22 protein-coding genes are annotated in these 21,740 nt (G+C 45.3%); 11 read left to right on the forward strand and 11 right to left on the reverse strand.

Annotated features, from left to right (window positions below; translation table 11 throughout):
* Nucleotides 1-63: 63 nt before the first annotated feature.
* The 3 genes from NO992_RS13580 (at nucleotide 64) to NO992_RS13590 (ending at nucleotide 2,306) form a co-directional block, all read left to right on the forward strand.
* Nucleotides 64-534: an N-acetyltransferase gene (locus NO992_RS13580; protein WP_010377500.1), complete on the forward strand. Its 471-nt coding sequence runs from the start codon at nucleotides 64-66 to the stop codon at nucleotides 532-534.
* Between the two features lie 129 nt (nucleotides 535-663).
* Nucleotides 664-1,251 (forward strand): helix-turn-helix transcriptional regulator, encoded by a 588-nt coding sequence (locus NO992_RS13585; RefSeq protein WP_371377963.1) that lies wholly within the window; start codon nucleotides 664-666, stop codon nucleotides 1,249-1,251.
* A gap of 164 nt (nucleotides 1,252-1,415) precedes the next feature.
* The gene (locus NO992_RS13590) at nucleotides 1,416-2,306 is read left to right on the forward strand and encodes a DUF1015 family protein (protein WP_253050095.1); all 891 of its coding nucleotides are present in this window, start codon (nucleotides 1,416-1,418) and stop codon (nucleotides 2,304-2,306) included.
* 22 nt (nucleotides 2,307-2,328) lie between these two features.
* On the opposite strand, the gene hisC is transcribed toward NO992_RS13590, so the two are convergent.
* The 10 genes from hisC to NO992_RS13640 form a co-directional block, all read right to left on the reverse strand.
* Entirely contained in the window at nucleotides 2,329-3,441 is a 1,113-nt protein-coding gene (hisC, locus tag NO992_RS13595) for a histidinol-phosphate transaminase (RefSeq protein WP_371377966.1), read from the reverse strand.
* The gene (locus NO992_RS13600; RefSeq protein WP_222240847.1) at nucleotides 3,438-4,814 is read right to left on the reverse strand and encodes an MATE family efflux transporter; all 1,377 of its coding nucleotides are present in this window, start codon (nucleotides 4,812-4,814) and stop codon (nucleotides 3,438-3,440) included. The genes hisC and NO992_RS13600 overlap by 4 nt, the downstream gene beginning before the upstream one ends.
* Nucleotides 4,808-5,791 (reverse strand): ornithine cyclodeaminase, encoded by a 984-nt coding sequence (locus tag NO992_RS13605; RefSeq protein ID WP_010377510.1) that lies wholly within the window; start codon nucleotides 5,789-5,791, stop codon nucleotides 4,808-4,810. The genes NO992_RS13600 and NO992_RS13605 overlap by 7 nt, the downstream gene beginning before the upstream one ends.
* A 2-nt stretch (nucleotides 5,792-5,793) precedes the next feature.
* Nucleotides 5,794-6,852, reverse strand: coding sequence for a cysteine synthase family protein (locus tag NO992_RS13610; RefSeq protein ID WP_222240846.1), 1,059 nt, complete (start codon nucleotides 6,850-6,852; stop codon nucleotides 5,794-5,796).
* Between the two features lie 34 nt (nucleotides 6,853-6,886).
* A complete protein-coding gene (locus tag NO992_RS13615) occupies nucleotides 6,887-8,221 on the reverse strand; it encodes an alanine racemase (RefSeq protein WP_371377970.1) in 1,335 nt (444 codons plus the stop codon).
* Complete coding sequence (locus NO992_RS13620) at nucleotides 8,218-9,687, reverse strand: DUF3526 domain-containing protein (RefSeq protein WP_371377973.1); 1,470 nt, start codon at nucleotides 9,685-9,687, stop codon at nucleotides 8,218-8,220. Before NO992_RS13620 ends, NO992_RS13615 begins: the two co-directional genes overlap by 4 nt.
* Nucleotides 9,684-11,084, reverse strand: coding sequence for a DUF3526 domain-containing protein (locus NO992_RS13625; protein ID WP_371377977.1), 1,401 nt, complete (start codon nucleotides 11,082-11,084; stop codon nucleotides 9,684-9,686). Before NO992_RS13625 ends, NO992_RS13620 begins: the two co-directional genes overlap by 4 nt.
* Nucleotides 11,084-11,803, reverse strand: a complete 720-nt coding sequence (locus NO992_RS13630; RefSeq protein WP_010377520.1) for an ABC transporter ATP-binding protein — start codon at nucleotides 11,801-11,803, stop codon at nucleotides 11,084-11,086. The genes NO992_RS13625 and NO992_RS13630 overlap by 1 nt, the downstream gene beginning before the upstream one ends.
* Before the next feature lie 9 nt (nucleotides 11,804-11,812).
* Nucleotides 11,813-13,918, reverse strand: coding sequence for a TonB-dependent siderophore receptor (locus NO992_RS13635; protein WP_371377980.1), 2,106 nt, complete (start codon nucleotides 13,916-13,918; stop codon nucleotides 11,813-11,815).
* Between the two features lie 402 nt (nucleotides 13,919-14,320).
* Complete coding sequence (locus NO992_RS13640; protein ID WP_371377984.1) at nucleotides 14,321-15,394, reverse strand: GDSL-type esterase/lipase family protein; 1,074 nt, start codon at nucleotides 15,392-15,394, stop codon at nucleotides 14,321-14,323.
* A gap of 176 nt (nucleotides 15,395-15,570) precedes the next feature.
* On the opposite strand from NO992_RS13640, the gene NO992_RS13645 reads away from it, so the two are divergent.
* The 7 genes from NO992_RS13645 to NO992_RS13675 all read left to right on the forward strand — a co-directional run bounded on the left by NO992_RS13645 (nucleotide 15,571) and on the right by NO992_RS13675 (nucleotide 18,848).
* Nucleotides 15,571-15,960, forward strand: coding sequence for an HIT family protein (locus NO992_RS13645; protein ID WP_253050070.1), 390 nt, complete (start codon nucleotides 15,571-15,573; stop codon nucleotides 15,958-15,960).
* Nucleotides 15,961-16,248 (forward strand): hypothetical protein, encoded by a 288-nt coding sequence (locus tag NO992_RS13650; protein ID WP_253050067.1) that lies wholly within the window; start codon nucleotides 15,961-15,963, stop codon nucleotides 16,246-16,248.
* Between the two features lie 15 nt (nucleotides 16,249-16,263).
* A complete protein-coding gene (locus tag NO992_RS13655; RefSeq protein ID WP_371377988.1) occupies nucleotides 16,264-16,392 on the forward strand; it encodes a hypothetical protein in 129 nt (42 codons plus the stop codon).
* A 90-nt stretch (nucleotides 16,393-16,482) separates the two neighbouring features.
* The gene (locus NO992_RS13660; RefSeq protein WP_371377991.1) at nucleotides 16,483-16,965 is read left to right on the forward strand and encodes a GNAT family N-acetyltransferase; all 483 of its coding nucleotides are present in this window, start codon (nucleotides 16,483-16,485) and stop codon (nucleotides 16,963-16,965) included.
* Nucleotides 16,917-17,039 (forward strand): GNAT family N-acetyltransferase, encoded by a 123-nt coding sequence (locus tag NO992_RS13665; RefSeq protein WP_253050060.1) that lies wholly within the window; start codon nucleotides 16,917-16,919, stop codon nucleotides 17,037-17,039. The genes NO992_RS13660 and NO992_RS13665 overlap by 49 nt, the downstream gene beginning before the upstream one ends.
* A 129-nt stretch (nucleotides 17,040-17,168) precedes the next feature.
* Nucleotides 17,169-17,990, forward strand: coding sequence for a hypothetical protein (locus NO992_RS13670; protein WP_371377994.1), 822 nt, complete (start codon nucleotides 17,169-17,171; stop codon nucleotides 17,988-17,990).
* Between the two features lie 15 nt (nucleotides 17,991-18,005).
* On the forward strand, nucleotides 18,006-18,848 hold the full coding sequence (locus NO992_RS13675) for a hypothetical protein (RefSeq protein ID WP_010377539.1): 843 nt from the start codon (nucleotides 18,006-18,008) through the stop codon (nucleotides 18,846-18,848).
* A 17-nt stretch (nucleotides 18,849-18,865) separates the two neighbouring features.
* Here the strand turns inward: NO992_RS13675 and NO992_RS13680 are convergent, their stop codons facing one another.
* Complete coding sequence (locus tag NO992_RS13680; RefSeq protein WP_371377997.1) at nucleotides 18,866-20,248, reverse strand: aspartate aminotransferase family protein; 1,383 nt, start codon at nucleotides 20,246-20,248, stop codon at nucleotides 18,866-18,868.
* Nucleotides 20,249-20,343: 95 nt separating this feature from the next.
* Between NO992_RS13680 and NO992_RS13685 the strand changes: the two genes are divergently transcribed.
* Nucleotides 20,344-21,738, forward strand: coding sequence for a PLP-dependent aminotransferase family protein (locus tag NO992_RS13685; protein WP_371378000.1), 1,395 nt, complete (start codon nucleotides 20,344-20,346; stop codon nucleotides 21,736-21,738).
* Nucleotides 21,739-21,740: the final 2 nt, after the last annotated feature.

Below are 21,740 nucleotides of genomic sequence, written 5' to 3' on the forward strand. Positions count from 1 at the left end.
AGATTGGTACTTTTTTTGATTACCAGTTGGTACAATTATGGGAATGTTTGGGAAGCGGAATATATGATCCAAAAATTAAACAATCGCGATGTGTCGATGGCGAGAGAAATTTTCAATGTATTTCAACGCTCATACAAAGTAGAAGCTGAGTTTATTGGGGCGAGTTATTTTCCGCCTTTATCTCGAACGATAGAAGATATATGCGGTGCGACGAGTCACTTTTATGGATATTTTGAAAATCAAAATCTTGCCGCAGTCATTGAAATTGTCATTTTTGAGAAAACGCTAGAAATAGATAGCCTGACCGTTGATCCCAGTTATTTTCGCAAAGGAATTGCGGGTGAACTCCTAAGTTTTGCGATGTCGGAGTTTGATGTCGAAAAGGTGATTGTAGAAACTGCAACGGCAAACGCGCCCGCTATTACACTCTACCAAAAATACGGTTTTGTTGAATACAAACGCTGGTTGCCCGGACATGGCATTGAGAAAGTAGCACTGGCGGTGGATGTTTGTAGCCAGCACTCAAAATATTAGTAAGTTTGTTCTACCCAATAAATTTATCTATGTATGTCATAGTGTTGGCATATCAATGACGCCTAGATGACGCAATAATAAGGAAGATCTCCAGTTATAGTTTTATCAACAATATAGAGGAGATCAATTATGGAAATGCAAATAAACAAACAACTAATAAAATTGAAAAGAGTAGAACGGGCATGGAGTCAATCTGAATTGGCACAGGTTTCTGGGTTAAGCCTGCGAACGATACAACGCATCGAAAAGTCAGGAGCAGCATCGCTCGAGTCGATAAAAGCACTTGCTGCGGTTTATGAAGTTAACGTGATGGAAATTCAACTTAAGCCTGAGTCAAAAGGCACCAAATTAAAACGCAAAGCTGCCGCATTTCTTGCAGGCACTGCAGTGATGGCAGCCAGTATTTTTACCTTAACGGCTTCAGCTAAACCCGTGATGGTTGACCTTATGCTAACCTCTCAAGGACAAACGCTGGCTGATGTTCAGGTTTTGAATGAAGAAGGCGCATTCAGCGAGTTTGTTTTTTCAGATAAGCTAAAAATTCGTCTTACTTCAACCGTTGAACAAGAAAACCAAGTGAAAATAGTGACCGAGATTTACAGTTTATCTACCGAGGGTCAAGTACTTGTCGCTTCCCCTAGTGTTACGGTTCAACATCAAAAACAGGCTGAAGTACACTTTGATGATTATCAGCTCTCGTTGTCACCACATCTGTGATGCAAAAAGCTCAGTAAGTTAAAGCAAACTTATTGAATTTTTTCTGATTATTGAGGCAAAGAAATAACCACACTAAACAAGTCGGTATAAATTGTCATGTAAACTTGATGTTACTCAATTTATGGTGTGTTATATTGTATCTAAAATGGTGCAAGGTTTATTTTATGATCACAATAACGGATGGGCCACTTCATCTTTACCAAGTGGAGCAAGGTGGTATTTTGGTTACAGGCATTTTGGCCGAGCTTGACGTTTCAGTGTTACCTGAGCAAGCGATTCTGCCTCACGAGTCGGTTTCGGTTACCCATGCTATGGCGCTGAAAAAGCGTGTTCAGCTCGAGAAGTTGCTGTTACCCCCGTGTCTTTTGGTCGGAAAACTTAATTTGGACAAGGTGCGATGGCAAGCGGAATGTGTTGAAACTGCGCAGTGGCACAGTGATTGCGGTGAGTGTACTCATCGCCTCTATGCTGTTGAAAATCGTCACGTGCTACATGAATTCAGACAGCAGATCGCAATGCACCAACAATGGCTAATTGCTGATGGACATCACAGGATGTTTGCTGCCAGCCAACGTCATGCGCCTCAATCTCGGATGATGGCATGGTTAGTTCCACAGCAAGATGCGGTGATAACGAGTTTCGCGGTGCAGGCATCTTACACACAAGCTGTAGATGTTACTAAATTCAAACAGCACCTTAGCGATTTTGATATCTGTGAATCCTTGGAGACTGAGGCCGATTATACTATTTGGTTGGGGAAAGCGGCTTTATGTTTTGCTCTCCAACGCGCGACAAGCGATTCTTATCTTATTCAGACCCAGTTGCGTAGAGCACTGCAGGCAATACCAGCGTTTGAGGAGCTGTGGTCTAAAAATAAAGTTGAGCTAAGTGATGACGCTCATATTGTAACCGCCATCTGTCGCGCCCCCATAATTGAAGACATCTTTGCTGCTGCCAAAGCAGGTAAGTACTTTCCAGAAAAGTCGACCTTGTTTACGCATAAGGCCGACAGCCAAGTGCTTTACCATTTAAATCAGCAGGCAGCTTGTGCTTAAAAGCCCTCAAAGAGGGCGATACTTACAACTGTTTAAAGGCTTCAAGCACCCTAAGGTTTTGCTCAGGAAGTCCAATACTTACTCTCACAAAATGATCAAAACCTGATTCTAGCCAAGGTTTTATCATTATTCCTTGTTGCAGCAGCAAAGATGCGACATGCGCAGACGGCTGCTTGACATCAATAAATAAAAAGTTAGCTAGACTTGGCGCGACAAAATAACCCAGCTCAGTGAGGGCGGCGCTGAGTTTTCCCCTCTCGCGATTCGTTTGCGTGACCGTGTCTGCCAAATAGGAGGGATCTTGTAGTACCGCAATCGCTGCAAGTTGTGCTAGTCGATTTACATTGTAAGGAGTACGTACGCGGTGCAGATAATCCGCCAATTGTGCATTTGCCATCACGCCGTAGCCCACTCTAAGCCCTGCAAGGCCATAGGCTTTGGAAAAAGTCCGTAATACCGCGTAGGGGCGGGGCTGTGTTTGAAGTAGCGTTAAGCTGTCAACAAACTGTTTGTGGCCTTGGGCGTACTCGCAGTACGCTTCATCAATGACGATAACCGTATTGAGCGGACAGGCATCAATGAGGCGCTGCAAATTATTGGCATCAAACGTACAACCTACAGGATTGGACGGGTTGGCAAGCATAAGCATTTTTAAGTCTGGATAGCATGCGATAGCATCGAGCCAATCATCAATTCGATAGGACAAATCGCTTTGCATCGGCACCTCCAGTACCTTTGCCCCCATCATATTGGCGTAAATCCCATGAAGCGCAAAGGTAGGCTTGGCCACTAACACTTTATCGCCTTGACTGAGAAAGGCTTTGCAGAGCATTGAGAGTACATCCTCGGAGCCATTGCCGAGTACAATTTGTTCTCTGGTAACGTTAAGCTTAGTGGACAGGCGCTCGCTCAGCTCTGTGCATTGACTGTCTGGATAGCAGCTAGCGGTATGCAGCTGTGTTTTAAAAGCATCAAGCGCTGCAGGACTTGGCCCTAAAGGGTTTTCATTCACCGAGAGGTTTATCATATTGGGGTGGAGATTACGCGCCGTTGCTTGCTCAATGGTTTGTCCTGCACCATAGGGCGGCAGTGCAATGACTTCTTTGCGGGCTGGGTTTGGCATTGTCGTTGTCATGCGTTTTGCTCCTTGAGTGATGTGGGCTCAAGCAAACGGTTAGCCCTATGATTAAAAAGCCAAATCTCAGATAGCGCTGTGACCGCAAGCCCTAACATTAAAGCGTACCAAACGCCCAAAATTCCCAAAGAGAAAAACTCTTGAAATAACCACGCACCGGGAAGACCAATACACCAATAGCCAATTAACGACAGCATTAGGGTGCTTTTCACATCGCCAAGTCCACGCAATATACCGAGCCCGATATTTTGCCATGCGTCAAAAAACTGCAAAAAAGCGGCAATAACGAGTAGTTCTATGGCGATAACAACGACGTCGGAATTTTGTAATTCTTCTGCACTTAAAAATGGCCGCAGCACAAATTCAGGTACGAATAAATAGATTAACGCGAAAACAGACATGACCGCGGCGCCGCAAATAATACCCAAATTACCGATACGTTTTGCATGATGAAAGTCTCCAGCAGCGTTGGCTTCACTGATGTAAATAGAACAAGCAGATGAAATGCCTGCAGATACCATAAATACGATGTACACCATTTGGCTTACCACGTTGTGGGCGGCTAGGACATTCACACCGAGTGTTGCCACAAATAGCGCAAGCACGGTGAAAAACCCAGCTTCAAGTCCGTAAGTTGCGCCAATTGGTACGCCCATTTTCCATGTTTTGGTAAGTGCTTCGCGGTCGGTTTGCCAAAACTTTATAGTGAGGTAGGGGCTGAGTACGTCATCGCGCTTGGCAAATAGTACAAACAGTAAAAACGATAAATACAGCACGATACACGTGGCGGCTGCCACCCCCACAAAGCCGAGTTGTGGTAGGCCAAACTGACCAAAAATGAGACCATAATTGAGTACGATAGTGAGGACTACAGACACACTCGTAATTAACATCAATGGCCCTGGCCTTTTCAATCCAACACTAAAATGCCGTACGCTTTGAAACCAAAAACAGGGTAATAAGCCCAAAGCGACAACGGTTAAATATTGGGTCGTCAAATTGGCAATCGCCTCGGATGTACCGATAAATCTTAAAAATGGCTCTATGGCAAACATCGCGGCGGCAAACAGTAGACCCAAAAATGTTCCGATAAGCATGCTGGCGTTAAAAAGAGGAGTGATCTGATCTAGTTTTGCCTTGCCGATTGCATCAGACACCAAATTACCCGTTGCCGTGACTACGCCCGTTCCCATGGTTCTAAATTGATTAAAAATACCAATGGCGAGGCCGCCAGCAGCCAGCTCTAATGGGCTCAACATACCGAGCATGATAAGATCTATCGTTGCAATTGCCACGTAGAGCAGATTGGTCAGAATAAGCGGCCCTGCGAGCTGGCTTACTTTAAAAATATCGGTGCGCGCTGAAGCTACCATAGGGTTACTTCCTCCACGTTTTCTTGTGTGATGGCAAAGTCCGCAACGGCTCGTCCGAGCGCCACGTCAGTAATGATCATGCCGCTGTTATAGACAAAGATAATTTCATCAGGGTGAGTTCGTGCCGGTTTTTCACCATTTAGTATTTCAGTCAATGTCGCATCAACGGTGGGTAGCTTGCCGTCCTCGTCTAATAAATCGTCTCCGGTGACCTTCATTTGTTCTGCATCCGTTGTGAGCAACCTATCAGCTCGGTGTAGCACTGATTTTTCGATTCCATAGCCAACCAAAATCACCACTGCGCCGGGTTTCAACCATTCATATTTAATGTTTTCTTTGGCGGACAACCCAGTAACGGCAAGGATCACATCGGCTTGCCTTACCGAAGCTTCTAAGTCTTGTGATACCGCAACTTGTCGCTGTGGGTGATGCTCCTTTAGTTTTTGCTGAACCGCTTCCAAGCCTGCTTGATAGCTACCGTGGACGGTTAGGTGTGTGAGTTTTGGTAATGCCGTGACGAGCATAGGTAAAGCGATTTGCCCTTGAACTCCTGTGCCTACAACCAACGCATTTTTGGCATCTGAATGAATGGCATACTTTGCAAACAAGGCGGAGGTGGCTGATGTGCGCATAGGGCCCAGCTCTTTTACATCCATTAGGGCCACAGGGTGGCCTGTGGCATCATCGCAAAGGAAGATAAAAGAGTAAAACTGATATTGGTTACGGCTTCTGTCAGGGTCGTATTCGTAGACCACTTTAAAGCCAACGGTATTACTAGCTGCATCTCGGCCAGCCATACTATAGGCGATGGAGCGGCCATCTTGTGGCGTCATAATCACTTTAAGTGGGTTGGCAGAGTCGGGGTGATGCAGTGAGCGAAAGGCATTTTCCACCACCTCAATAACTTTACTGTAAGGAAAATCAAGTTGCGCCAATCGGGCTTCATTAAGTATCGGCAGAACAGTTTGTTGGGTCATGGTTAGGCTCTCGCGGCAGGTTTATATTGCGTTAATAGGTCATCGAGTTCCTGCTCGATGTTAATGTCGTTAAGGTCGTGTTTTGCCATCCAATCATCATTGAATACGGTATCGAGATATTTCTCGCCGCCGTCACAAACGAGTACTACAAATAAGCTATCTGCGGGGGCGGTTTTTAACGCCTGTAGTGCTTCGTATATAACCCCCCCTGCCGAACCACCGACCATTAGGGCGTAATGCTTGGCAAGGTATCTGGCGGTATTAAACGCTTGTTTGTCAGATACCTTCACGCCTTTGTCGATGAGTTCATACTCAATAACTGGACCTATCTCAGCGCCTTCCGGCGTCCCCGTTCCTGATTGATGATAATTCAGTCCTGGTCCACCAAAAATCACAGAACCCACAGGCTCAACCCCAATCGTTGTGAGTTGATGACAACCTAAGTCGCGCAAAGCCCTTGTTGTGCCGCATAGCGACCCACCTGTGCCAACCGCACCGACAAGGTGAGTAATGTGTTCACCAAGTTCATAAAAGACCTCTTGCGCCAGTCCTGTATAGCCGCGGCTATTGGCAAAATTATTGTGTTGGGCGGTCCAAAATGCGCCTTGCTCTTTTGCCAGCTTTGCGGCCATTGCATCTCGAATATCAGTCGATAAGCTGTCGTCTCCGGCTTCGCTAACACAGATCACTTCCGCGCCAAAAGCTTTCATATTACTGATTTTCTCTTTTGCCGCATGGTTATCCACAAGAGCGGTAAAACGATAGCCACGCTCCGCTGCAAGCAGTGCAAGACCAACGCCGGTATTGCCGGAGGTTGACTCAACGACCCAGCCCCCCGGCTTCAGTTGGCCACTGGCTTCTGCTTCATCTAACATAGACTTCGCCATTCGGATCTTAGCGCTACCGGTGGGGTTAAACTGCTCAAGCTTAAGATACAGTTTGCTACCGTTTGGTAGGCTTAAAAACTGCATTAGCGGGGTATTACCAATGCTTTGCGATACCCTTAAATAAGGGGTTAGGTGTAATGTCGAGGCGAGCGAATGCTGCGCATTTATGTTCATAAATAGGCTCCTTTACGTTGTGTTGTTGGGGTTTTTAGCTAAGTAGTTGCCAAGAAAGTCTATTGTTCTCCCACGTTACGGCGATTTTTCGTGGCAATGGCATAGAGTGAAATTCGGATTCATTTGAATCCATTTGATACCCTGCGGTGTTGAGGTAAACCATTAAGTCATCACGCTGCGGTAGTTGCGACAAGGGGATAAATCGCCAACTTAGCATGTCGCTATCTAGACAGGTTGCTCCGCCAAAAGCCACGCGATACGCTCCTTGTTTGTGGTTTGAATGTGCCGTGAGTAACAGCGGACTCGGCAAGTATTCACTTTCAAACCACTGTTCTGACAGCGATAAGCTTGAGCCCGAAAGTGTAGCGATATGACAGTCAGATGTGCCTAGGTGCGGCTTTGTCCCTTGCACTTTAAACAAGCTAATACCAGCTTCATCGAGCAGTGCTCGGCCAGGCTCGAGCATTAATGTAAGGCTCCTTTGGCGTAATGCTGCTAATGCGGTTTGTCCATGTGTGTTCTTCACTGCCAAAATAGCGTGTAAGGTATCCGCAGGGCTTTGCTCATTATGGTAGGGATAAAACCCTGCAAAGGTTTTACCTGCAAAAAAGCATTCAAAGTCCAAGGCTTGTTGCCACTGCTCATTTTGTAGATAGGAGACGGGCAAGCCACCGCCAATATTCACTTTTGATGGCGACAGTCCTATTTGCCTAGCCTCGTCTATCGCACCGATTAAAGTATGAATGCTCTGGCCACGTGCTTGTGGGCAGTATCCGCTTAAGTGGCAGCTAAATCCTTCCAAGCTTACCCACTCCTTGTATTCTCGGCACTGGGCCAATAATGGCGTAAGCTGGCACAGTGAACTGCCAAAGCGTGAGGCTTTAGTTGGTTGTGTTTGTAAACGCAGTAGCACCCGTGCAGGGCGCTTTCGCTGGCGGGCCAGTGTAATGACGGAGTTTAACTCAGCACTTGAGTCAATAGCGATAAGCGCTTGATGTACAAGCGCTAAGCTAAGTAGTGCATCTGATTTATGCGGACCAGATACACCAATTTTTTCACCTTGAATACCACCGCTTAGGGCAAGTTCAAACTCTTGCACACTAGCCACGTCTATTCCTATATCGTGATTAGACGCGACTTGAGTAAAACATTGGGCTTTGTTAGCTTTTTTTGCAAAATAAATCTCATGCTCAAGCCCAAGCGTTATAAAGTTGGCTTGCAGGGTTTCGATATTTTCCGCAAAACGCTGAGGAAACACTAAATGTAGCGGTGCTCCCAATGCCGCTGCCCATTCAAATAACTTGGCTTGATGCTCCGCGAGCAGGCTTTGCGTTTGTGGATGCAATTTTGCAGTGAAGGCGTCACTCATACGACTAACACCTCTTTGTTGTTTGCACTGTCTAACTTGTTGACGTGGCGTTTTGCTATAAAGAGTAAGCCAACGGCTAGTAGCAGCAACCAAATTAGTGGCGTGTAGTTGTTCACAGGTGTGGCAAAGTCATTGCTAAATTGAGGAATATTCGCAAGATCCGTGAGCGTTGGCTTTGCGCTACAACCCTCACAAGGTGCAAAATCGCCTCTTTGATTGGCTTTGGCAATTTCGTTGGCAAAGAAACCTTGTAGTGCTTGATGATGAGCTTCAACTTCTTCCATAAAGGCGTGATGACGTGCTAATCCATTGCCCGCTAAATCAACCAACAGTGTTTGTGCGATGAGTGCGGGGGAGAGATATTGTAGCTTTTGCGCATTATGTTGCTGTGCTTGTTGCGCTGTTAAAAATCGCCCATCTTGGGCTGCCATTGCGCGTTCGACAGAATTAATAGTAGCAATTTTTTTGGTGGCGTAATCGCTGGCACCACTGCCATTTTTTGCAAGCTCTGGATGATCTTGAAAATACTGAGCTAAAGTCTTTTCACTCGCTTTTTGGGCTTCGTCGCTGGCGGCACGGAGGCTATCTATATAGTGAATTCGTGAAGGCGTTGGGTCGAGTAAAGCGATGCTGGTATTGACCAAAGCTGGGACCACAATTACCAAGGCGAGCCAACAGGTGACTAAGGTGGCAGCATTGTTTGCCGCACTTTTGGCTCTGCTATTTACCCAAGCGGTTAAGGCAATCCAAAAGCCACAATAACATAGTGCGATAAGGTTATAACTCAGCAGTTCAATCACCCCTAGCTGCTCTCGTATTGTTATTAAAAGCAGGCTACTAATACTTAAAAATGGCAGCACAATTAACGCGCTTCGCAGCAATAATTGATAAGTCAGAAGGCGGGTCGCACTGCCTCCTTGAAGCATCAGTAGTCTTAGCTGCCCATCTTGGCGTTCACTTGCCAAGGCATTAAAGCAAATGCCAATAATGAGCAATGGCAGTAAGTAGACAATCACAAAACTTAAATCGAACTGGCCTAACAATAGAGATAGCGGGTGAACATAGTCATATTGATGAACGATGTGCTGTTTCTCTTTGATTAGCATCTTAAAATAGTAAGGTAATACGTCGGCTTGCCCTGTTGCGATTGGCGACGTTGCAAGCGGGGTTTTGGTGGCGTAATTTTGCATTAAGTAAAAAGCCTGCCCGCGCAGGTCGTACGGGTCTTCCCACCACTTATAGTCTGCTGTGCTGGCGAGTCTTTCGGGTAATCCAGCTTTGGCATCTTGGATGGCCTGTTGCTGCATTTGCTGTGCGGCAAGTACCACGTCATGCTGTTTTTTAGCAAAGTAATGGGCGTTAAGAAATGCCACTAGCGCGAGCATGGTGGTGGTTAATAACAGCGCGAGTACGAGCTTTTCTCGCCAGAGGTTTTTAAACTCAGTAGCTAACATTAAGCGTTTCATCTTTGCTCCTCCAAACGCAGCCTTTTAATCGCGAAGAAACTCAATAACACCAGAGCGATTAGCCAAAAGCTCAGGCTAAACAGGCTGATAACGTAGTGAGGCAGGTAACGAATAAAATTGGGGTATTGGAATGCGAACTTTGGGATCTGCTGCCATAATTCCTCGCCCGCGGTGTAATGTCCGTCCGTCTTGTGACCATGATCTCTTTGATTAAAGTTAAGCACCTCTTGCATCATACGGCGGTGCTGCTCTGCCGCATTCTCAAATGCTTGCTGGTGGGTAAAGTCGCTGGCGGCGGTGGCCATCGACAGCGTTTGTATTGCGATGAACGGCGTTAACATCCCTGCAAGTTGATAGCTTTGTGATTGCGCTTCTAGTTGAGCTAAACGCGCTGAAAATAAGCGGTCAAAAATTTTGTCAGCGTATTGTTCACCAAATTGGAGTTGTGCTCCGGCATAATCAAAGGGTAAGTCTTCCACATTGCTGACACCATATTGAGTCAATGTTTGCTGTTTGAACTTTGCGATTGCTTCAACTCGTGCTTCGGTATAAACCTCACTTTCAAGCCTTGCTTGAAATGCTTGACCTGAACCTTGCGGATGAATGGTGGTCGCGATATTCATCGCCAGTTTTGGTAGTAAAAGCGTTGTAAATGCCCAAATGGTCAATAGCGTTATCAATGCGCGCCTTGCCGTTGGGAGTAAACTTGAAAGCGTGGTGGTGAGTAACGACCAGAGCAATAAGTAAACTAAATAAAACAGTAAAAATAACCCACTTCTGAGTGTATGAGGCTCCGTGCTTGTTACTTGGCTATAAAGTAAAAAAAGCGCAACAGGCAATAAAAATAAGCAAGAAATAGCAAAAAGCAGCGCACATTTGGCGATAAACAACTTTGCAGGGCTTGCGCCCGATGCGAGTAGTTGTTTTAAGGTGCCTTGCTCACGTTCTCGGGCAAGTAGTGGGTAGCCAATTAATATAATTAATAGCGGCAGTAATACTTGTAGCACAAAGGCGGGTGATAAGCTGCCAAAACGTGACATCGGCAAATGATCTTGCGCACTTCTAAATATACTATCGTTACGAATATGAGCTTCAAGCCTCAACACATTCCCTTGGTATGCTTGTAATCCCGCATCGAGTGCCGCCAGTGGGGTGGTGGGTTTGACCACATAAATACCGTAATGGGCGGCGGAATGGGGGCCTTTTTCACCTTGATTTAGCCAGCGTAATTGCTCTGACTGGGACACTTCAGTAACGGCTTGCTGATAGCTCTGGTGGCTTTTAAAACCAGTCAAGCAGGCAAGCAAGAGCAGTAATATTGCAATGCCTCCAAGCCAAAGCGCTTGTCCCTGCCGCTTGGTATCGAGCCATTCCTTTTTTAATGTCGTTTGAAACATCAGACACCCACCTTGATATGTTTGAGGTAAACGGATTCAAGTTGGACTTCTTGCAGTTGCTCATAGACTAAAGTATCGACTAATTGCCCTTGATTGATAATTGCCACGCGATGGGCATCTTCTTGAGCACGGTATAAGTCGTGGGTCGCCATTAAAATCGCGACGCCTTGCTTTGCTAATGACTGAATGAGCTGGCTAAATTCATGGCTGGCTGAAGGATCAAGACCTGATGTAGGCTCATCTAAGATCAATGCCTTGGCTTGCTTTGCAAGGGCAATGGCTATGCCCACTTTTTGTCGCATCCCTTTTGAATAGGTTGCAACGGGTTTGTCTACAGCGTGACTTGGCAGTTTTACTTCACCGAGCAGTGTGCGAAAGGCCTCGTCGGTCTTTTCTATGCTGGCCATTTTGCTGAAATACGCGAGATTCTCAAGTCCGCTAAGTCGCGGATAAAGCGCGACTTGTTCAGGAATATAAGCCAGTTGCTGCCTTGCCGTTACTACGTCATGCTGTGGATTAATTCCAGCGATGGTGATTTCCCCAGCATCCGGTTGTAAAAAGCCCAGTAAGCAATTAATCGTGGTGGTTTTACCTGCCCCATTTGGGCCTAGCAGCGCTAGAATTTCACCTTGATGTACGCTCAAGCATAGTCCCTGTAGCGCTTGGTATTCACCAAAGCGCTTTTGCAGGTTATTGATTTGAATAACAGGTGTAGTCATGAATTATCCTTAAAAGCTCACGCTTAATGAGGCGATAAAAGTGCGGCCACGACCGGGAGCGACTCCCCAATCTATGCCTTTGGCACCGCCAGATAGCCAATATTCTTTGTCGAACAGGTTTTCGGCTTTGAGTCGTAGCGTGGTGTTAATGTCAGTAAAGTGGTACTTCGCGCCTAAATCGAAGCGCGTGTAGGCTGGTAACTGTAGGGTGTTATTGACGTTTTGTTCGCGTTCACCAACATGGAAAATACCCGCATTGATGCTTAATGCCTCCCAAAATGGCAACTGGTAGTCGACATAGAGATTCGCTTGAAATTCAGGCACATTGGCTGGGGTGTTGCCATTAAGCGCGGGCTCGCCGTCAAGCTTATCTAAGCTGGGGTCCATCAAGGTGATGGATGCTACGGTTGCAAGGCCGTGAGCGAATGAGCCACTGGCATTGAGCTCAATACCTTTATGTGACTGGACACCGTCTTGCACGAAATAGTTAGTAATGTGATTGTGGTACTCCAACATTTTTTCTATTTCGAAAACGGCTATCGAGTAGTTCATGGTGTCCGTTTGGTATTTTATACCGGCTTCAATTTGCTCGCTTTCTTGGGGGCCGAGTGATTCTCCTTCATTTATTGCACCGCTGCCGATGACTGCAACGCCGCCTTCCCCCGCGCCTTCTGAGTAACTGGCGTAAAACGCGAGCTGATCGCTTGGGTTGTAGTTAAGGCCTATGATGGGGGTATTAAAAGTTCGGTCGTCTAATGTGGTTTTAGTTTGGCCTGGTAGAGTTTGCTCTTTTTTGTATTGAATATGACGCAGCCCTAAGGTGGCATAAAATACATCGTTAAAGTGCAAGGTATCTGTGATAAACAACGCGCTTTCAGAGGCTTCAGTTTTGGTTGGTTCTGGATAATCAGGGAACTGCGGTTTACTGCTATGAATTGGATTGAAAATATTGCCAACGGGGTTGGTTAATTCAAACCAACGACCATCCTTAGACTCATAATCACGAATACTAACGCCGACGACTAGTTCATGTTCAATTGCTGCGGTGGTAAGCTGACCGCTGATAAAACTATGTGCGGAGAGCGTGTCATACGTTTCGTCTGGGGTAATGTGGATAGCGGCAGACAGCACATTACCTTGTGTATCAACCGAGTAGATATCAGGAAAAACGGTAAACCTATCATTACCAGAAAGCGCAGCTTGGTTTACCCATTGCCACGTGTCGTTCAACCAAAAATCAGCACGTGCGGCTAGGTTATAAGACTCGGTTTCATACTTTGCCCAAGGTTGTCCGAGCAATACATCACTGGTGTCGACATAGGGCGGTAATATTTTACGGTCAGGATCATTGGGGTCGCTGGAAAGGCCTATCAAAGGCTGTGATACAGTGCTTTTGTCTTGGAAATCGCCGTCTAATCGGATAAATAGGCGATCTGAGACTTGCCAATCCAGTGCTGCACTAAAGAAATAGCGCTCTAAGTCATCACCACCGGTAAAGTCACCGTTTTTCTCTGCTGCTGCATTAATACGATAGCCGAACGTTTGCTCGTCAGAAATTGGCCCACCGAGATCGATGTGTAAATACTTTCCTCCACGGCTACGTACTTCTGTTGTGACATCCAAAAAGGCGTCCATGGTTGGGCGCTTTGTCACATAGTTGATTGTACCGCCGGGGTTGTTAAAGCCTGATACGAGACTTGACGGGCCTTTGACGATATCAATGCGTTGAATATTCTCCAGCGGTACATCTTGGTAGGGGGCAAGCGCTAAACCGTCGCGTCTTAAACCGTTGGTCCAATCTAGTTGAAAGCCACGCAGACTCACAAAGTCGAAAACCGTACCAATTGAGGTGTTTTGGACAGAAGCATCGTTGGCAAGCACTTCGCCTAGCGTTTTTACTCTTTGATTGCTGATCAGTTCTTCAGAAAATGATTGAATGGAAATAGGAAGAAGCTGCGGATCTTTCATCCCCAATGCCGAAGCGTTCACGTCTCTCGTGCTGTAAAGAGGCGCGCGAGTGCCATGCACATCAATTGTTTCAATGGGTTGCTCGGCAACACTAAGTGAAGAATATAAGCTACTAAGCACGCTAACTGTCAGGAGTGACCTTGTCATTTTGTTATTCCAACTGCAAAAACGAATGTGAAAAGAACCATCATTTATTCGATATAAATGATTACTTTTAAAAATGTTATAACGTAACGATCTTAATCATGTTTTTGTGTGCTTGAAAAGAGGAAAGTTATTGCCAAAAGGTTATCCCTGCATCTTTTTGTTGTGGAAAATAAAACAAATGTGGATCGTTCAAAGTAACAGCTTTACGCATTGATAAAAGTATAAGTCTTAATGAGTATGATTTTTTCAAATAAAAATCGTTCTCATTAATTTTTTTAAATGCGGGGCGTTGAATTTTTTGTTGTGAATTTTTGTATAAAAAACAATGTGAAAGTTTGTAAATGACTTGCGTGTTATTCAGTACATCGAGCTTAATCTCACAGAATAACGCCGAACATTTACTTAGAGAAGTGTTTGCTGCTTGATAAAGGTAATGAGTTTCTCAGCAATGTCTTTATGTTCTGAAGCGGTGGGGTGCCACACACAGCCTTCTAATGGTGAGTCAAATGTATGGCTATATAGTTTACTGATATCTTGCTGGTGAAGCCTTGCAATTGCATCTTGAGTTGCAGGAATAATAAAGTTATACGGATATGCTGGACGAGGCATATAAATAATGGGAACAGCAGGGTATCTTGTACGCAGCTGTTTGGTGAAAACGACCATTGTTTCTACCCACTGCGTTTTGACTTCGTCAATAGTTTGCCAAGGCTCTGCAGGGGTTGGATCGGTACTAAAGTCATTGGTGCCTACTTCAATGACGATAAGCTGTGGAAACTTGTCTTCAAAGTCAGTGTTGTCGGTAAATACTGCTGACATTTTGTCATAGTAACTACGCAGCGTATGATGTGGCTGATTGCCACCCCAATTTCGAATTAAGCCTAAACCTGAGTATGAAACTTGGGTAAAACTAGCGCCCAACTGTTGCGCGCTCATATATGGAAAGGCTTTACGGGCGTTACTTAAATCAAGGATTTCGCTCCATTCACACTGTCTTTGGGTGGACTCACTGCCAAAGCCTGCGCTAATTGAATCGCCAATAAATAAGATATGGGGCTGTGGCTGCTGGATTGAGTCTAATTTTCCGTCTACATCAACACTTAGGATCTGGGTATTGTGTTCGTAGTGCTCCCAGCGTTTAACGAGTTCAATTGTGACGGTTTCTGCCTTTGTACTTTCAAATAGTGTGAAGGTCTCAGCGACTCCATTGGCGTTGGTCTTTAGCTTTTTTGTAAATTTGCCATCAATTAATACATCGAATTGATCGCCATAGCCCATCAACTCGATACGAAAGGCGCGACCGGTGAGCTTAGTATGCAGCTGGCTGCCGGGCCAATTAAAACTCACACTGCCATCGGCATAGTTTTTACTGACGCGTCCTTCATAATGAATCGCATGATGGGTCGCTGCGTGATTTGCGGCACCGGCGACACTTCCAGAAGCTAATAAAGCTACCGTAACTAACGTTCTTAACATGTTGTATTCCTTGTAGGGTGATTCATTGAATAATGTAACTGGTTTAAATGGGTTGTGAGTGAATTTAGGCTTGAAAATTATTCACTTAACGAAGGGGAAAATAGAATATATCACTGGCAGGAAGAGAGTTGCTCAGGTACATTACTCTATGTAATCAGGTAAAGGAGAGGTAGCTGATGACCATTGTAGAACAGATAGTTGCTAGAGATATTGAAGCGGTTATTGTATATGAATCTGAGCAGGTGATTGCGTTTGCCGATCATGACCCCATAAACTTTGGCCATATCTTAATTTGCCCCAAATCCCCTTATGGAACACTTCTTCAAGTCCCAGAATCCATACTGGCTGAAATCCACAGCGTTGCGCGCGACCTTTATGTGCGAATTGAGCGTAAATTTTCCCCAGATGGGATTACGCTGGTGCAAAACAACGGGTACTTTAACGAATTAAGCCACTACCACTTGCATATTTTCCCCCGCTATAAGCAAGATAGTTTTGCGTTTGGACGTGATGAACTCAATGTTAAGCCTCAAGAGGTTTTGCGCACCTCACTTGAGGGGTTATAGATGCTAGGAGAAGTATTAATCAAGATTGCTGTAACGCTATTGCTTTGTATGTCACTCGTCTGGACTTTGTTGCCTTGGGCGTTTGGGTTATTAAATTTCCAAAACAAACATGGCGACCCACTCTACAAAATTGGCCGTGTGTGTTGGTGGGTAATGGTTGCTATGCACGGCGTATTTGCTATTGGTATTTGGTTTTTCGATGCCAGTTTAAGTAAGTTAATATTTAGCCTAGCTGCAATGCATTTCTTTTTTGGGATAACGTTTGCCAGAAATGTAAGCACGCAATAAATCAAAAGGTCATAAGTGAAGATTACCATCAATGCGATTCAGGGCGAGGGTGCGGATGCCATTGAAAGGTTAGGGCCTGTTGATCTTTCAAGTTTGTTTTTACAGCAGTTTGATTGGTATTTATACAAGGCAGAGCCTGCGTAGCATAGTTATTCTATGTGAGTCAGGCGATAAAGACTTTGTGCTCCTGCAAAGTCACCTTACCCCACATCCTTGTGGGGCAACACAGAGAAAATGCCAATCAAGCGCTGCCCTTTGGGTTCATCTGAGTGCGCTTTGTTCATTGTTGCTCAACTTTTGCCTAGATTACTAGGCGGCAAGTCGAGCGTCGCGACCAAAACACACTCAGATGAACAAAAATCAAACTGCAAAGGTCAACAGGCCCTAATGCGTGAAGTTTCAGAGGCTGACGTCTTACCCCATTTTTCGCAGCTTGGAAGAGATACTTATTTAAACGAAATATTACCTGGAGTGACTCAGGTGATGTGCAATGCCAATTTTGTCGGTGCCAAGGCGTTACTAAACGGTGAGCTGATTGGATTTGCTTTATTAAGAGATGGTAACTATCTCACCCATTTATTTGTTGCCAAGTCAGCCCAAGGTAAAGGAGTTGGTCGGCAACTATTAGATACTGTGCTAGCGAGTACATCTGCAGCTCAAGTCTCATTGTGCTATTGTGCTCATCGCTTAATGCAGCATCTTTTTATACTGCGCTAGGTTTTCAAGCGACAGGGCAAGAAGCACAGAAAAACGGTATTAGATTTATTCCAATGAGGTTAGATCGAACTTAAGCAAGGATATTTTACGATATGGGTTGGGTTATAAAAAATCACAAAAGTAAATTTTAAGTAATTAAAAATGCGACTACACTAAATCGACAGAAGAAGAATATCTGCTAGATCAAGATCTAAGGAACGAGTATGCCAACACCTCAACCGGGCACTGTAGTGAGCAATGCACAAACCAGAGCCGCTAATTTAACGACGACAAACAGCAATGAAGTGCCAGCGACTAAACAATTTGTAGTGAATGCCACCGGCAACTTATTTATCGCAAGTACGCTAAACAGTAGCGCAGGTGGAAGTGTATTGCCGCAAGAAGCTGAAAATGCGTTTGGTGAAGTCAGCGTATTTTTTGCCGCGCTCACAAAAGCGATGGCAGAAGCTGGGACAAGTCTGTACGACTACGATGCACTCAATAAATTAGTGTCAAGCTCAGGATTGTTTGTCAAAGTGACAGATAGCAATATTCAATTTGAAAGTAAGCAAAGTGGCGTCACCTTATCAAGCCAACTGATCCAAACTTTACTAGGGCTCAGTGGTAATTTAGCCTCCATAGGTAAATCATTGATGGATATGATCGCTGGTATGGGGCAAGCCTCGGTAAGTATTAGTGCAAGTTCCGACAGCCAAGACAAAAAGGTCGGCACCATCATTTTTGTTTGCGAATATCTACTTGGTGCAATTTCTATCGCGCCCATTGTCATTTCAGCGGATGCCAATGATGTAAAAGCTATTTGGCAAGCGGGCCCTTGCTTACAAGGCGGGCATACAGACGTGCAGTTAAGTCTGTGCAAATCAGTATACTTATTTGTGCCACCGGCATTTGTTAAGCAAGCTGCATCGCTCAATGCGGCGATGTCAGACCCTGAATTTAATAATCTGATTGAATCAATGCGAAGTGTCATAGCCGCTCCGCCGCAAACCACGGCAGCCAGTAAAACGACTAAAAAGGACAGTTAATGTTGGGAGTAAACAATGTTCTCAACTTGGTTTAGCAAGCAAGATAAACCGTCAAAACCGCAATCACAGCCAATATACACCCCAATTACTAAACATTATGTGTTTAATGAAACGGGTAATATCATGTTGTGTGCTACGGCGGATAGCATTAAGAGCTTTGACACTGACTTAAAAAGTGCATTCGTTGATATTAGTGTGTTTTTTGCTGCAATGACAAAAGCGGTGACATCGACAACAAATCCGGTGACGGGGAAGCCGTTTTCAATATTTAACTACCAAGCTGTGAAAAATATTTTGGTAGAGTCAGGGCTTTTCATTGAAACCAATGTGGAAGAAGGCACTTTTAGTCACGATGGCGTAGGTAATGCGCTCGGCAAAGCGCTGTTTCAGCATGTCTTAAATCGAGAGTTTTCTGAAAAGCAGCTGCCTTTTGCCAAGTCCATGTTTAATGGTATGCAATACCAAAGGGCGAAGATGGCAGAGCAATCTGAGATGACGGAAGCGCAGCAGCAGCTTTGCCGCAGTGGTAGCATCTTTTTTATTGGTGAGCTGTTGATGGGGGTGCCACAAACGTCGGCAATTTTGCTTAGTATCGAACCACAAAGTATTGCCCAGTCGACAGGCGATACCGAAAGTGACTGGCAAGATTTATTTTCGTTGGCTGGGTTAGATGAAGACAAGCATCAGCCCAAGCACATCGTGCGTCATTGGAAATTTAAAAAACGTACTTATCTATTTGTACCACCGCAGTTTATTTCTCATGCGGTGGCTGGACTTGGTGAGCAAAGCAATATTGATTTTGAGGAATACAGTCGCAAATTGGCGCAAAGTATTACTCCTAATCACAGCGTTAGCTAACTTCAAATATTATAATCTTAAAGCGCCTTAGCTAATTCGGTTAATGCGCTTTTTGCTATGTCTAAATCAACTTGCTCTGTTTGCCAATTACTGAGCGCAGCACGGATCACCTTCTGTCCTTGCCAACTCCCAGGGCTGACAAATATACGGCCGTCCGCATTAATGGCATGAAGAAGGGCGGTTGTTGCTGCGTCATCTTTGCCACTTGGCTTGAAAAGCACTACGTTGAGCTCTCCGTAATAAACTAAATCATAGTCTGAAGAATCAGTAAACCAGTCTGCAAGTTGTTTAGTTTGCGCAATATTTTTGCTTACCCATTGACGGACCCCGTCTTTACCATACGCAAGTAATGACATCCAAACGGGCAGCGCCCTAAATCGACGAGAGTTTTCTACACCCATCGAAAAAAAGTCAGGATCGGCTTTTGATGTGACTAAGTAAGGCGCTGGAACATCACAGCTTTCAACCAGATAGTGCAAATGACGAGTGAGAAAAATACCGCAGTCGTATGGTACATTGAGCCACTTGTGTGCATCTAAGGTGATACTATCGGCTAACTCTAGCCCCTTAGTGCGACTTTCTGAGCCAGAGACCAGACGCTCGAAAATGCCAAATGCAGCATCAACATGCAGCCAAGCTTGGTGTTTATCGCATAAATGGCGGATCTGAATTAAATCATCAAAATTAGTGCCAGTAACCGTGGCGGCACTGGCGATGACAACTTTTCCTTTGGCGTTACTTGTTGCAAGCGCTGACTCAAGCGCTGCAATATCTGTAGCCTCATTGCCTACTTGCGTCGCGATTCTAGTGATTTGGTTGCGGCCAAGGCCTGCAAGACCAAGCGCTTTAATCATACTCGCGTGGGGCGTCGCGCAAAAAACCTCAACTTCCAAACCGAAGGCTCCATCTTCTGCCACATTGATCCCTTGTTGATGTCCTGCAAACTGGCGTGCTATGACCGCACCTAAGTAATTTGCCGCTGTCGCCCCTGTAGTAAAAAGACCATCAAAGCTTGCTGGTAGGTCGAATAATTCGGTTAGCCAGCGAATGGCCTGCCGCTCTATACTGGTCGCAATGGAGCCATCGCCCTTTGAGACATTTTGGTCATAGGTTGACACTAGCCAATCGGCAAAGGTGGCAACAGGTGTCGCGCCGCCTGTGACAAATCCCCAATACCTAGGTCCAATACTGGTGCTTAAGTTTGGCACTACTTGTTTACTAAAAATCTCTATCAGTGATTCAAACTCAATCCCTGACTCTGTGAGTGTTAGGTCGGGCGGAGCAATATCTCGACCTGCGACTGGGCGGCTATTGCTAGACTGTATAAACGCCTCGGTAAGTTTAGAAAACTCAGTGAGCAATTGGGGTAATGCTTGCCATTGGTTGTGTGTCATCGTCATGTGTCAATCCCATTTGTGAACGAATACTGGAATTACAGTGTAACTTCGGTAAAAATGCAGTACAGATACAGAATTCTTGGTTGTTAGGGGTACAGATGGCGAAGAAGTTTATTACATTAAGTGAGCAGGTGATTGCAGAGATAAACGCTGGTGAGCGTCAATGCGGTGAAAAAATGACTTCACTTAGGATCTTTGCCAAGCAGCATGGCGTGAGCATGAGTACCGCAATTAGAACCTATGAGGAATTACAGGATAATGGCTTTTTAGCTTCTCAAAAGAAATCTGGTTTTTATATTTGTAAACCGAAAGCGAAAAATAGTGACATTGACTTTGCCATGTTTACGAGTGAAGTGAAATCTCCTAAAAGTGCGTTAAGACCCTCTGTCGTAGGGCTCAATACGATGTTATCGACGGTGCAAGTAGCACCCGAGTTGATGCCCATAAATCGCCTGACTAAGTTTATAAAGCAAGCGTTCGACTCTCCTCAGTATCACCATTTTCATTATCCCAATGCGATGGGACTGAGGTCGCTTAGAGAGAATCTAACCAAGCACTTTAAACAAAAGGGGTTGGCGCTGAATCCTGATAATCTCGTGGTGACTGGCGGCTGTATTCAAGCCGTGATGGCGGGACTGCAGGCTGTTACAAAAGCGGGGGATTGTGTGGTAGTGCCATCACCTTGTTATCAAGGTTTATTGCAACTGCTTGCAACGCTACAGCTCAAGGTGATTGAGATCCCAACGACGCCCGAAGGACTCGACCTAGAAGCCTTGGAACAGGTAGTGACAACGCAAAGGGTATCTGCGTGTTTGCTTACGGCAAACCATCAAAATCCAACGGGGCACAGTCTATCTGTGCAACAAAAAGCGTGGCTTGCGGATTTTGCTGTGCGGTATCAAGTGGCGATTATCGAAGACGACGTCTTTGGGGAGCTGAGCCATAATCACACAATGCCTTTACCGATAAAGGCGTGGGATAAAGCCGGATATGTAATTTGGTGTAGCTCAGTGTCTAAGACGTTAGCACCGGGCTTGCAAGTTGGATGGTGTGAAGCTGGGCGTTATCAAAGCCAAGTGGCCGCGCTCATGCAGGCATTTCACGGCATGCCAAATCAATGTTTACAAATGGCGGTATCACGATTTATTGAGACAGGACATTACCAGCGCCATTTACGGACGCTTAATCGCACCTTAGCGGCACACTGCTTCGCTTACCAAAGCTATTTGAAATCGCGTTTACCAAAGGGCTGTAAAATATCTTCCCCTCAGGGCGGAATGGCATTATGGCTGAAACTGCCTAATATTGACTGTGATGCACTCGCTTTACGGCTCGCTGAACTTGGGGTTGAGATTCGCCAAGGCAGCTTATTTACAAGTCGTGAGTTGTATCAAGATCACCTGCGGATCAATTGCGGTTGGCCGCTCGATGTGGCAAAACCTTGGTTAGATAAGCTATGTGATTGGGTACTTCATAATTGCGCCAAATTATAGTG

Source organism: Pseudoalteromonas sp. DY56-GL79 (assembly GCF_041414765.1).
In the GTDB taxonomy this organism is placed as follows: domain Bacteria; phylum Pseudomonadota; class Gammaproteobacteria; order Enterobacterales; family Alteromonadaceae; genus Pseudoalteromonas; species Pseudoalteromonas piscicida.